Consider the following 13,690-nt stretch of genomic DNA (forward strand, 5'->3'; position numbering starts at 1 on the left):
CATGGGTGAGGCGTGCGAGCGGCCGGAGTGCTCCGGCGGCGTGATCGACGCGGACGGCTACTGCGACCAGTGCGGGCTCACCGCGGTGGTCACCGGGCCCGCGGGCACCGCGCCCGACTCCGGCGGCGGCGCCGGCGGGGCCTGCGCGAGCCCCGGCTGCGGGGGCACCACCGACGCGGCCGGCTACTGCGACGAGTGCGGGCTGGCCGCGGCCCCCCCCGCCGCGGCCCCCACCGGCGGTCAGGGCACCGGCGGTCAGGGCAGCGGCGGCGGCGAGCTCACGGCGTCCAGCGGCACCCGGTTCTCCGGCCGCACCGGCTCGGCCCGCACGATGTCCGGCCGCTCCCGCTCGCTGCGCTCCACCCGCCTGGGCGGCCGCGGCTCGGTCTCGGTGAGCACCAGCGGACGGCGCGGCACCCACAACCGCCGCGGCAACCTGGGCGCCGGCCTGGTGCAGGTGCCGCCGGTGCCGAGCCCGGACCCGGCCTCGGCCGTCCTGGAGAACCCCGAGGTACCCGAGCGCAAGCGCTTCTGCAGCTCCTGCGCCACCCCGGTGGGCCGGGAGAAGAACGGCCGCCCGGGGCGTCCGGAGGGTTTCTGCACCCAGTGCGGCCAGGGGTACTCCTTCTCCCCCAAGCTGGCCCGCGGCGACCTGGTCGGCGGCCAGTACGACGTGCTGGGCTGCCTGGCGCACGGCGGCCTGGGCTGGATCTACCTGGCGGTGGACCGCCGGGTGAGCGACCGCTGGGTGGTGCTCAAGGGCCTGCTGAACACCGGCGACCCGGACGCGCTGGCGGCGGCCATCGCCGAGCGGCGGTTCCTGGCCGAGGTGGACCACCCCAACATCGTGCGCATCATCAACTTCGTCGAGCACTTCGACCTGCGCACCGGCTCCACCGACGGCTACATCGTGATGGAGTACGTCGGCGGCAAGTCGCTCAAGGACATCGCCAACGACCGGCGCACCCCCGACGGCCGGCGCGACCCGCTGCCGGTCGAGCAGGCCATCGCCTTCGCGCTGGAGGCGCTGCCGGCGCTGGGCTACCTGCACGGGCGCGGCCTGGTCTACTGCGACTTCAAGGTCGACAACCTGATCCAGAGCGAGGACTCGCTCAAGATCATCGACATGGGCGCGGTCTGCAAGCCCGCGGACGAGGGCGCGGTCTTCGGCACGGTGGGCTACCAGGCGCCCGAGATCGCCGCCGAGGGCCCCTCGGCCGCCTCCGACCTGTACACGGTGGCCCGCACGCTGGCCGTGCTGACCTTCGACTTCCAGGGCTACACCACCCGTTACCAGCACGAACTGCCCGGCCCGGAGCAGGTGCCGGTCTTCCAGCAGTACGAGTCCTTCTACCGCCTGCTGGTGCGCGCCACCGACCCGGAGGCGGACCGCCGGTTCTCCTCCGCCGAGGAGATGGCCGACCAGCTCACCGGCGTGCTGCGCGAGGTCCTGGCCCTCCAGGACGGCCAGGCCCGACCCGCCCAGTCCGCCCTGTTCGGCCCCGAACTGCGCGTGGTGGACACCGAGTTGCTGATCAAGTGGCAGCCGGTGCAGGCCGGCCGGCCGCGCCGGGTGGTGCTGGACGCGGCGGCTACCGCACTCGCCCTGCCGATACCCCGGGTGGACCCCGACGACCCGAACGCCGGCTTCCTGGCCTCACTGCTGACGACCCGGCCCAGCGAGGTGCTGACGATCCTGCGCACGGCGCCCACGTCCTCCCCCGAGCTGCGGCTGCGCGAGCTGCGGGCGCTGCTCGAGCAGGGCGACCACGCCGCGGCCGCCGTGCTGCTGGACGTGGTGGCGGCCGACCAGCAGCACGACTGGCGGGGCGTCTGGTACCAGGGCCTGGCCCAGCTGGCCTTGGCCGACCAGGACCCGGCGCGCGCCCAGGCGGCCGCCGAGGCGTTCGACGCGATCTACGACGCCTTCCCCGGCGAGCCGGCCCCCAAGCTGGCGCTGGCCGTCTGCGCCGAGCTGCTCGGCAACGCCGAGGACGCCGAGGAGTTCTACCGCCTGGTGTGGACCACCGACCACAGCTACGTCAGCGCCGCCTTCGGCCTGGCCCGGGTGCGGCTGGCGGCCGGCGACCGGGCCGGCGCGGTGCGGGCGCTGGAGTCCGTGCCGGAGACCTCCAACCACTTCACCGCGGCCCGGATCGCCGGCATCCGCGCCCGGCTGCGCGAGCGCTCCCCGCACGACGAGCTGGCCGCGGACCTGACCGCGGGCTCGGAGCAGCTGGAGGCGCTGGGGCTGGACGACCGGCGCCGCGAGGAGCTCTCGGTGGAGGTGCTGGACGCAGCGCTCGGCTGGGTGCTGGCCGGGCGGCCCGGCGCGGGCCCGGCGGCGGGGGGCCAGGCGGCCGAGGTGAGTGTGCTCGGCAACCGCGGCGAGGAACGCGAGCTGCGCTTCGCGCTGGAGCGCTCCTACCGGGTGCTCGCCCGGCTGGCCGACCGGCCGCAGACCCGGATCGAACTGGTGGAGCGGGCCAACCGGACCCGCCCGCGAACGTGGGTGTGAGTTGATGCAACGACAGCTGGTCTGCCCCTCCTGCAACGAGGAGACGGAGAGCGGTGACGTCTACTGCAGCCTGTGCGGGATGAACCTGGCCGCGCTGGTGCCCCTGCCCGCCGAGCCGGACTTCGGGCTGCAGCCGCCGACCCCGCCCACCCCGGCGGGCGACGCGGAGGCGACCGGGGACGGCTGCGCGCACTGCGCGACGGGCCGACCCTGCGCCGACGGCTACTGCGAGTCCTGCGGGCGCGCCCAGCCGCGACCGCGCGACCACATCGAGCGCTCGCTGGAGGGGGTCGCCGCGGTCAGCGACCGCGGGGTGCGCCACCACCGCAACGAGGACTCCTTCAGCGTCGCCGCCACCTCGCTGCCCGACGGGGGGCCGGCCGTCGTCGCGGTGGTCTGCGACGGCGTCTCCTCCGCCACCCGGCCCGACGAGGCCTCGCAGACCGCCGCCGAGAGCGCCTGCGAGGCGCTGCTGACCGCACTGGAGCACGGCGCCGCGCCGGAGCCGGCGATGCGCGGGGCGATCCTGACGGCCGCGGCCGCGGTGGCCGCGCTCGCCTACGACGGCGGCCCGCCCGAGCCCGGCCACAACGCGCCCGCCTGCACCTTCGTCAGCGCGGTCGCGGCCGCCGGGGTGGTCACCATCGGCTGGGTCGGCGACAGCCGCGCGTACTGGATCCCCGACGACCGCGAGGGCGCCGAGCCCTACCGGCTGACCGAGGACGACTCCTGGGCGGCCCGGATCGTCTCCGCCGGCGTGATGAGCGAGGCCGAGGCCTACGCGGACCCCCGGGCGCACGCCATCACCGGGTGGCTGGGCGCCGACGCCGAGGAGGTGGAGCCGCACACCGCCGGCTTCACCCCGCACGTCCCCGGGGTCCTGCTGGTCTGCACCGACGGCCTGTGGAACTACGCGGAGGCCGCCACCGACCTGGCCGACCTGGTGCGCGCCGACGCCCGCACCGACCCGCTGCGCGCGGCCCGCGCGCTGGTCTCCTTCGCCGTCGCGGCCGGCGGGCACGACAACATCACCGTCGCGGTGCTGCCGGTGCTGCCGACGGCCGACGGCGGCTACACCGACACGCTGCTCGACCTGCCGGTGATCGCCCCGCGGCCCGTCGCGTCCCAGCAGCCCGCCGCGCCGCCACCCGTGACACCACCATCCGTGACACCGCCACCCGCCACACCGCCGGCCGTCGCGCCGCAGCCCCTCGCGCCGCCGATGCCCGGGCACCCGCCGGCGCCGCCGCTGCCGCCCGCGCCGCCGGCCGCCACCGGGCACCCGCTCGACTGAGCGGCACCGGACCCGGTCACCCCTCCCACCCGAAGACGAATCAGGAGCCCTCGGCCATGGCCAGTCTGACGAAGTCGAACCTGCCCCGGTTCACCACCGACATCTACCAGAACGAGTACCTCGCCGAGGGTTCGCGCGAGGTCAACGCGATCGTCACGGTCACCGCGACCGGCGGCGGCACCACCGGCGGGCGCCCGCTGTCCGCCCCGGACACCACCGCCGGGTCCGGCGCGGACGCCGCGGTGGTGCTGATGGTGGACTGCTCCGGCTCGATGGACCACCCGTCCAGCATCAAGATGCGCAGCGCGCGCGAGGCCACCGCCGCCGCCATCGACATCATCCGCGACGGCGTCGCCTTCGCGGTGGTGGCCGGCACCCACGAGGCCACCGAGGTCTACCCCGCCGACGGCACCCTGGCGGTGGCCTCGCCGGCCACCCGGGAGGCCGCCAAGGTCGCGCTGCGCCGGCTCAAGGCCAGTGGCGGCACCGCGATGAGCACCTGGCTGGCCAAGGCCGAGGCGCTCTTCCTGACCCGTCGCGACATCGGCATCCGGCACGGCATCCTGCTCACCGACGGCCGCAACGAGCACGAGGAGCCCGCCACCCTGCAGAAGGTGCTGGACCGGGTGAGCGGCCACTTCACCGTGGACTGCCGCGGGGTGGGCACCGACTGGGAGGTGGCCGAGCTGCGCCGGATCTCCTCCGCGCTGCTGGGGACCCTGGACATCGTGGCCCAGCCCGCCGACCTGGCCGAGGACTTCCGCACCATGATGGCCACCGCCATGGGCAAGCAGGTCGCCGACGTGGCGCTGCGGGTCTGGACGCCGGCCAACGCGGTGGTGCGCTTCGTCAAGCTGGTCGCCCCGGTCCTGGAGGACCTCACCGAGCGCCGGACCGAGGCCGCGCCGCGGGCCGGCGACTACCCCACCGGCTCCTGGGGCGACGAGAGCCGCGACTACCACGTCTGCGTCGAGGTCCCGGCGGCGGCGGTCGGCAACGAGATGCTGGCCGCCCGGATCAGCCTGGTGGTGCCGCAGGACGACGGCACCGCCGAGGTGCTCACCCAGGGGCTGGTCAAGGCGGTCTGGACCGACGACCTGGCCTCCTCCACCCGGATCGTGCCGGAGGTCGCGCACTACACCGGACAGGCCGAGCTCGCCGAGGCCATCCAGACCGGATTGGAGGCGCTCCGGGCGGGGGATGAGGACCTGGCCACGTCCAAGCTCGGCGCGGCCGTCAGGCTCGCACACGCCAGCGGCAACGAGGGAACCTTCCGGCTCCTGCAGAAGGTGGTGGACGTGGTGGACGCCGAGGAGGGTACGGTTCGGTTCCGTAAGAACGTGAGCGCGGAGGACTCCCACACGCTGGACACCGCCTCCACCAAGACCAAGCGCATCACCAAGAAGTGACCTGAACGTGACTGGCTCCGCTCCGGACGGGCCTGCTGAGATGTGGGGGAATTGATGCCGATCTGCCCTAGCGGCCACGAGTCGCAGGCCGCGGACTGGTGCGACTTCTGTGGCTGCCCGATGAGCCTGTCCGGCGGCGCCGGTGCCTACGGCGCGGTGCCCCCGGCACCGCCGATGCCGCCGCAGGCACCCCCGGCGATGCCCGGTGCCACCGAGGGCCTGGTGCTCTGCCGGATCTGCCAGACCCCGCAGACCGGCCGGTACTGCGAGGAGTGCGGCTACGACTACGAGCTGGCCTCCGCCTCCACCCCGATCCAGCGCCCGCAGCCGCCCGCCGGTGGCTACGGCTACCCCCAGCCCGGCGCCGACCACGGCTACGGGCAGAACGGCGCGCTGGTGACCGCCCCGCCGACGCCGCCCGCGCCCGACCCGCACGCCCTGCAACCCGGCGGCTACGGCTACCCGCCGCCGGCCGCCCCGGGCTACCCGCAGCCGCCGCACGCCGACCCCGCGGGCGGCTACGGCTACCCGCAGCCGGGCCACCACGGCGGCGCGGTCCACCACGGCGGCGCACCGGGTGCCCCCGCGGCCGGCCAGGGCTGGGCCGAGAACACGTCCTTCCACCTGCCGCCGCCCGTCGAGCAGGTGCACCACGAGCCGGTCCGGACCACCTGGATCGCCGTGGTCACCGCCGACCGCGAGTACTACACCGCCATGATGGCGCGCAGCGGCCCCGAGGCCGCCGGGCTGTACTTCCCGGCGCACTGCCCCGACCGCCGGATCCCGCTCACCGGCCGCGGCCAGCTGCGGATCGGGCGCCGCAGCAAGCAGCGCGGCACCGTCCCGGAGATCGACCTGGGCGTGTCGCCGGAGGATCCCGGCGCCTCGCACGACCACGCGCTGCTGGCCGAACAGGCCGACGGCAGCTGGGTCCTGGTGGCCCTGGCCTCGATGAACGGCACCACCATGAACGGCAGTGCGGAGATGCTCCCGGAGAACACCGCGATCCCGCTGCACGACGGCGACCGGATCCACATCGGCGCCTGGACCACCATCGAGCTGCACCGCGGCTGAAGCCCGGCGGGGCCGGCCCCGCCGCGCACCCGGGACTCGCGTACCCGACCCCGGCCCCACTCTGGTCCGGGGTCGGGGCGGGCCCTAGGGTCTGGTCCCATGACGACAGCAATAGCCGCGGACGGGATCCGGAAGCGGTACGGGGATGTTCAGGCCGTCGACGGGGTGTCCATCACCGTCGAGGCCGGCGAGTTCTACGGACTGCTCGGCCCCAACGGGGCCGGCAAGACCACCACGTTGGAGATCCTGGAGGGGATCCGCGAGCCCGACGAGGGCCGCGTCGAGCTGCTGGGGCTCTCGCCCTGGCCGCGCAACACCCAGCTGCTGCCGCGCATCGGCGTGCAGTTCCAGGCCTCCGCCTTCTTCGACAAACTGACGGCGCGTGAGACGATCCGCACCTTCGCCTCCTTCTACGGGGTCGGCCCCAAGCGGGCCGACAGCTGGCTGGAGCGGGTCGGCCTGACCGACTCCGCCGGCGTGCGCACCGACAAGATGTCCGGCGGCCAGGCGCAGCGGCTCTCGATCGCCTGCGCGCTGGCCCACGACCCGGAGTTGGTCTTCCTCGACGAGCCGACCACCGGCCTCGACCCGCAGGCCCGGCGCAACCTCTGGGACCTGCTGCGGGACATCAACGCCGAGGGCCGCACGGTCGTGCTGACCACTCACTACCTGGACGAGGCCGAGGTGCTCTGCGACCGGGTCGCGGTGATGGACCACGGCAAGGTGCTGCGGACCGGCACCCCGGCCGCGCTGGTCCGCGAGTTGGACGACACGGTGCGGGTCAGCGTGGAGTCCGGCCTGCTCGCCGTCGAGCGCGCCCGCACCCTGTTCGAGGCCGCCGGCGCCGAGATCGCGGCCCTGGAGGACGACGGCGTGCTGCTCTCGGTCTCCACCCGGCTGCCGGCACCGGTGCTCTCGGTGCTGGCCGAACAGGGCGCGCTGCGCGGCCTGGAGGTCCGCGGCGCCACCCTGGAGGACGTCTTCCTCCACCTGACCGGACGGGAGTACCGGGCATGAGCCGCACCTCGCAGGCCCCCGACACGGAGCGGGCCAGCGCCTTCGCCAGCCTCTCACGGGTCATGGTGATCGCCTTCGTCCGGGACCGGATGGCGCTCTTCTTCGTGCTGCTGATGCCGCTGATGTTCCTGGTGATGTTCGGCTTCCTGTTCAAGGGCGCCGGCAGCGCGCACGTCAAGCTCGCCCAGTTCGGGCCGGTGCAGGTGCTCGACCAGGTGCAGGGCCCGGGCCGGGCCGACCTGGACAAGGTGCTGACGATCACCCGGGTCGACGACGAGGCGGCCGGCCTGGACAAGGTCCGCAAGGGCGACCTCGACGCGCTGATCGAGCAGGACGCCCAAGGCCAGCCGGTGCTGCACTTCAGCGCCTCCGACCAGGTCAAGGCCGGCAGCGCGCAGGGGCTGGTCAACGCCCTGGTGCAGTCGGCCAACCAGCAGGCGACCGGGCAGCCGGCCCGCTACACCCTGCAGGTCGCCCAGGTCGAGGACAACTCGCTCAAGCCGATCCAGTTCCTCACCCCCGGCCTGCTGGGCTGGGCGATCGCCACCGGCGCCATCTTCGGCTCCTCGCTCACCCTGGTCTCCTGGCGCAAGAAGCGGGTGCTGCGCCGGCTGCGGCTGGCCCCGGTGAGCGCGGGCGCGGTGGTGGCCTCGCGGCTGCTGGTGAGCCTGCTGGTGGCGCTCGCGCAGACCGTGATCTTCCTGCTGGTGGCCACCACTCCGGTGTTCGGCCTCAAACTGACCGGCGACTGGTGGCTGGTGGTGCCGCTGGTGCTCTGCGCCACCGTCGCCTTCATGTCGATCGGCCTGGTCACCGGCGCGGTCGCCAAGACCGAGGAGGCCGCCAACGGCCTCAACCAGGTGATCATCCTGCCGATGTCCTTCCTGGGCGGCGCCTTCTTCCCGCTGGACGGGGCGCCGGGCTGGCTGCAGGACTTCTCCAAGGTGCTCCCGCTGCACTACCTGGTCACCGCCGCGCAGTCGGTGCTCAGCCGCGGCGGCGGGGTGATGGACGCGCTGCCGCAGATGGGCGGGCTGCTGGCCTTCGCGGCCGTGCTGACCGCGATCGCCTGGCGGCTCTTCCGCTGGGACGACGCCTGAGGCCCGCGGCCCCGGGGCCGGTGGGGTCGGGAGGCACTCCTGCTTCCCGGCCCCACCGGCCGTCTGCGACCATGGTCACGTGACGAGTGGACGCGGTGGGCTCAGCGAGGAGAACTTCTTCGAGGCGGTAGGCGGCGAGGCCGTCTTCCGGCGGCTGGTGCACCGCTTCTACCAGGGCGTGGCCGAGGACGAGTTGCTGCGCCCGATGTACCCGCAGGGCGATCTGGGCCCCGCGGAGGAGCGCCTGGCGCTGTTCCTGATCCAGTACTGGGGCGGTCCGCGCACCTACAGCGAGCAGCGCGGCCACCCGCGGTTGCGGATGCGCCACGTTCCGTTCACGGTGGACCGCGCCGCCCATGACGCCTGGTTGCGGCACATGCGGGTGGCCGTCACCGAGCTGGAACTCGAGCCGGCCGCGGAGAGCCAGCTCTGGGACTACCTGGTCTACGCGGCCGCCTCGATGGTCAACACCGCGGGCTGATCCGGAGATTCGATCCGACGTAGCCATCCCCCCCGGGCCACCATTGCCCGAAAGGGCAATTGCCCTTTCGGGCAATTCATTTCGCTCTGGCAAATTTCCCCGCACCGGCCTTCCTTCTGAGTTCGCGGTCTGACAATATCGCCCGGTATTCGGTGCGGGAATTCCGCAGGCCGGTGTGCCGGGTCCGGCCACCACAGACCTCCCACGCACCGCTCAGGGGTGATCGGGGGGAAACACGTCCATGGGCCGTTTCGTCCTGCGCAGAGTGCGCAGTCGGCTGGCGCTGGCCGCCGCCGCACTGCTGACGGTGGTGCTGACCGCGGCGGTACTGACGACCCTGGCGGCCTTCGACGGCCAGGTCGGCGACGCCGGGGTGCGCAGCGCACTGGCCACCCGCGACCGGCCGCACACCACACTGCTGGTCAGCGGGGAGGTCCAGCCGGCCGACCTGCCGGCCGCCGAGGAGCGGGTGCGCGCGGTGGACCGGGCCGTCTTCGCCCCGCTGCCCAGCACCGAGCGGGAGCTGATCAGCAGCCACACCTTCGCCCTGCCCGGGTCGCCGACGCCCGCGCCGGCCGGTGGCACCCCGCGCCCCGACCTGACCGTGCTGGCCACCGTCAGCCCGGACCTGTGCACCCTCACCGGCGGTCGCTGGCCGGCCCCGGCCGGGCCCGCCGGCCCGCCGCAGGCCGCCGTCCCGGACGCCGCGCTGGCCAGGCTGGGCCTGCGCCCCGAGGCGCTGCCCGCCACCGTGCGCCTGATCGACCGCTTCACCGACCAGCCGCTCGACGTGACGGTGACCGGCAGCTACCACGCGAGCGATCCCACCGCCGCCTACTGGCAGTTGGACCCGCTCGCCGGCCGCGGCCGGCAGGGCAGCGGCTTCACCACCTACGGCCCGCTGCTGGTGGACCCCTCGGCCTTCACCGCCGGCGCGCTGCCCGCCGGCACCACCCGCTGGCTGGTCGAGGCCGACTTCGGCCGGCTGTCCGGCGGCGCGCTGGCCGACCTGGCCGAGCGCGCCCGCACCCGGCCCGGCGCCCTGGTGAACGGGGCCGGCCTGGTGGCGACCACCGACCTGCCGGCCACCTTGGACCAGTTGCGCACCGCGCTGCTGGTCACCCGCTCCACGCTGGTGATCGGGGTGCTGCAGCTGGTCGTGCTGGCCGGCGCCGGACTGCTGCTGCTGGCCCGGCTGCTGACCGAGCGCCAGGAGGTGGAGAACGCGCTGCTCGCCGCCCGCGGCGCGGCGCCCGGCCGGATCGCCCGGCTGACCGCCGCCGAGACCCTGCTGCTGACGCTGCCCGCCGCGCTGCTCGCTCCCCCGCTGACGCCACCGCTGCTGCGGCTGATCGCCGGCCACGGACCGCTCGCCCGCTCGGGGGTGCGTCTGGACACCACGGTGAGCGGCGGCGACTGGCCGGTGGCGCTGCTCGTCGCGCTCGCCGCCGCGCTGACCGTGCTGGCGCCCACCGTGCTGCGGGGCGGCGCCGCCCGGGCGCTGCACCGGGCCGGGCTGCTCCATGCGCTGGTCTCCGGCCTGGCCCGGTCGGGCGCGGACCTGGCCCTGCTCGCGCTGGCGGTGCTGGGCTACCTGCAACTGTCGCGCTACAGCGCGCAGGGCGCCGGGGGCGCGCTGTCCACGGACGCCGCCGGCCGGCTCGGGGTGGATCCGGTGCTGGTGACCGCGCCCACCCTGGGCCTGTGCGCGGGCACCCTGCTGGTGCTGCGGGTGCTGCCGCTGCTGGGACGGATCGGCGAGCGCTGGGCGGCGCGCGGGCGCGGGCTGGACGCCGCGCTGGTCGGCTGGCAGTTCGCCCGGCGCCCGGCCCGCAACAGCGGACCGGTCCTGCTGCTGGTACTGGCGCTGGCCACCGGCACGCTGGCACTGGCCCAGAGCTCCTCGTGGACCGCCTCCCAGCGCGACCAGGCCGCCTACGCCACCGCCGGCGGGCTGCGGATCACCGGCACCGGCGTGCCGGCCCTGGGCCAGGGCGGGATGCTCGCCGCCGGGCCCGGGGGCGAGCGGCTGATCCCGGTGGAGCGCGAGCAACTGGCCCTGAGCAGCGGCGGCGCCACCCTGCTGGCGCTGGACACCCGGCGGGCGGCGCAGTGGCTGCGACCGGGCCCGCAGCTCACCGGCGGGCGCAGCGCTGCCCAGCTGTTCGGCGCCCTGGCCGCTCCCGCGCCGCAGGGGCCCCGGGCCGGCCTGCCGCTGCCCGGCCGGCCGGTGCGGATCGCGCTGGACGTCACGGTCGACTCCGGCCCGCTGCGACCACCGCCCGCGGACCTGGGGCTGCCCACCACCGATCCGGCCGACGGGCTGCGCCAGCCCGTCGTCCTGCTCCGGCTGCGCGACGGGTTCGGCGTGCTGCACACGATCCCGCTCGGCAGCCTGCCGGACGGCGACAGCACCGCGGTGGCCGACCTGGACACCCTGGCCGGCGCACCGCAGGGCGCCATCGCCTACCCCCTGACGGTGGCCGGATTCGAGGTGGACTACCAGGAGTCCACCGCCGGCACCCGCGCGCAGCGACTGGTCGTGCACCGCCTCGCGGTCCGCGACGCCACCGAGCTCCCCGGCGGCGCCGACACGGCCGTCGCCGCCCCCGCCGACCTCGGCTGGTCGGCCGTCAGCGTGCCACCGAGCGACGTGCCGAAGGGCCACCCGGGCGACTTCCCACCGAGGACCGACGCCACCGTGGAGCGCGGCCCGAACGGCGGCCTGCCGGCCATCCACTACGAGACCGGCTACGGCCAGTCCGGCACCACCGTGCTGCTCTCCCCCGCCGACGCCGCCACCGGCACCCCGGCCACCGCGCCGACCATCCTCAACGTGGTGGCCACCCGGGACTACCTGGACGCCGTGCACGGCAAGGTCGGCAGCGTCCTGCCCCTGGGCACCGGCGACAGCGCCCTGCAGGCACGGATCGTGGCCGTGGTGCCGGCGCTACCGACCCTCACCGACAGCACCGGCACCCGGTCGGTGGGCCTGGTGGTCGACCTGGCCACGCTGGAGCGGGCGCGGGTCGACCGCCAGCTCCCCCCGATCCAGCCCAGCGAGTGGTGGCTGCCGGGCACCGGACCGGGCGACCCGGTGCCGGCCCGGGCCGCGCAGGCGCTGCGCGCCAGCCAGCTGCCCGCCCAGCTGCAGGTGCAACAGGAGGTGGCCGCCGCGCTGCGCCGCGACCCGCTGGGCGCCGCCCCGCAGAGCGCGCTGCTCGCGCTGGCGATGGCCGCCGCCGTCCTGGCCGCCATCGGCTTCGCGGCCGGCGCGGTGGGCGCGGCGGGGGAGCCGGCCGCCGAGTTCGCCGTGCTGCGCGCCCTGGGCACCCCGCACCGGCAGCTGGCCCGCACCGCGGCCGCCGAACAGGGGCTGCTGATCGCCCTCGGCGTGGGCATCGGCGCGCTGCTGGGCACCGCGCTGGTGCACCTGGTCGTGCCGCTCACCGTGCTGACCCCCGCCGCGCAGCGCCCGATCCCGGGCGTGCGGGTGGAACTGCCGCTCTGGCAGGTGCTGGTCCTGCTGGTCGCGGTCGCGGCGCTGCCCGCCCTGCTCACCGTCCACCGGGTCCTGCGGCCGGCCCGCGCCGCCGAGACCGTCAGCCGCCTGCGCCACACCGAGGAGATGTGAGTCCCGTGAGCAAGACCGACGAGACCAGGGCCGGCGGCGAGGGCGGCTCCACCGCCCGGCCGCCGGCCGGCTCCCGGCGGGCGGTCGCGCCGTGGGTGCGCACCAGGCTGCGCACCACCCGCGCCGCCGCGCTGCTGCTGGCCGTCCTGGTGCTGGGCACCACCTTCCTGGCCGCCGCCCTGCCGCGCTCCGTGGACCGCGACGCCGACCACGCGCTGACCAGCCTGCTGACCCAGGCCACGCCGCAGGCCCGCAGCCTGGTCGCGACCAGCGGCGACCGCAGGACCTCCGTGGACGACAAGCCGCTGCTCACCGAGGAGCGCGCCAGCAAGGTCGCCCAGGCCCTGCAGGCCCAGCTCACCGCGCCGCTGGCCCCCTCCCCCGGGGAGAACTCCTACGGCGCGCACACCATCGACGGGCGGAGCCTGACCGACCCCGGGATGCCCCGGCCGGACGGCAAGTCGCCCACGCTCTCGCTGGTCTACCTGCACGACGCGCAGCGGCACGTGCGGCTGGTGGCCGGCGCGCTGCCCACCGGGGACGCCGTCATGGGCGCCGACGGCGTCATCACCTTCCAGGTCGCGCTGCCCAGGGCGACCGCCGACCTCTTCAAGCTGAGCGTCGGCGCGACGCTGGCCGCCGGCGGCCCCAGCACCCCGCAGAGCCCGATGGAACCCCAACCCCAACGGGTCAGGGCCGTGCTGACCGGCATCTTCGAGCCGACCGACCCGCACGAGGCGTTCTGGTCCGCCACCGCCTCCGGCTGCCTCACCGGCCCCTGCCAGTCCTTCACCGGCGGGCGGCCCCCGCTGGCCTACTGGAACGCCGCCGCGCTGGTCGGCGCCGACCAGGCCCCGCAGCTGTCCGTCTGGAGCCGGGCGGAGCTGTTCTGGCAGATCCCGATCGACCCGGGCCACCTGCACGCCTACCAGCTCGGCGCGGCCCAGCAGTTGCTGGCCTCGATGCTCGACGGCTCGCTGGCCGCCTCGCTGCCGCAGCGCTCCGGCGTCCCGCTGCTGCGGCCCACCTCGATGCTGCCCACCCTCTTCGAGCGCGCCGTGCAGCAGCGCGCGGCCGCCGCCCCCCTCTACGCGATCGGCCCGCTGGGCGCCGGCGGCGTGGCGGTGGTGGTGCTGCTGCTGGCCGCCGCCCTCGCCGCCGAC

The 13,690-nt window shown here is 75.4% G+C and carries 7 protein-coding genes and 2 pseudogenes; all 9 read left to right on the top strand.

The annotated features are described in order from the left end of the window. The first annotated feature begins 1 nt into the window (after position 1). Positions 2-2,518: a serine/threonine-protein kinase gene (locus ABD323_RS25945; protein WP_344444374.1), complete on the top strand. Its 2,517-nt coding sequence runs from the start codon at positions 2-4 to the stop codon at positions 2,516-2,518. Positions 2,519-2,522: 4 nt separating this feature from the next. Next, positions 2,523-3,599 (top strand): annotated as a pseudogene (locus tag ABD323_RS25950) (PP2C family protein-serine/threonine phosphatase); the annotation flags it as partial. 269 nt (positions 3,600-3,868) lie between these two features. Beyond that, entirely contained in the window at positions 3,869-5,221 is a 1,353-nt protein-coding gene (locus tag ABD323_RS25955) for a VWA domain-containing protein (RefSeq protein WP_344444376.1), read from the top strand. Positions 5,222-5,275: 54 nt separating this feature from the next. Next, positions 5,276-6,295, top strand: coding sequence for an FHA domain-containing protein (locus ABD323_RS25960; protein WP_344444377.1), 1,020 nt, complete (start codon positions 5,276-5,278; stop codon positions 6,293-6,295). 99 nt (positions 6,296-6,394) lie between these two features. Continuing rightward, positions 6,395-7,312, top strand: a complete 918-nt coding sequence (locus ABD323_RS25965) for an ABC transporter ATP-binding protein (RefSeq protein ID WP_344444378.1) — start codon at positions 6,395-6,397, stop codon at positions 7,310-7,312. Beyond that, a complete protein-coding gene (locus ABD323_RS25970; protein ID WP_344444379.1) occupies positions 7,309-8,412 on the top strand; it encodes an ABC transporter permease in 1,104 nt (367 codons plus the stop codon). Before ABD323_RS25965 ends, ABD323_RS25970 begins: the two co-directional genes overlap by 4 nt. 79 nt (positions 8,413-8,491) lie before the next feature. Continuing rightward, on the top strand, positions 8,492-8,893 hold the full coding sequence (locus tag ABD323_RS25975) for a globin (protein WP_344444380.1): 402 nt from the start codon (positions 8,492-8,494) through the stop codon (positions 8,891-8,893). Between the two features lie 241 nt (positions 8,894-9,134). Beyond that, a complete protein-coding gene (locus ABD323_RS25980) occupies positions 9,135-12,527 on the top strand; it encodes an ABC transporter permease (RefSeq protein WP_344444381.1) in 3,393 nt (1,130 codons plus the stop codon). Between the two features lie 5 nt (positions 12,528-12,532). Continuing rightward, positions 12,533-13,690 (top strand): annotated as a pseudogene (locus ABD323_RS25985) (hypothetical protein); the annotation flags it as partial.

Source organism: Kitasatospora nipponensis (genome assembly GCF_039528135.1).
GTDB classification, from domain to species: domain Bacteria; phylum Actinomycetota; class Actinomycetes; order Streptomycetales; family Streptomycetaceae; genus Kitasatospora; species Kitasatospora nipponensis.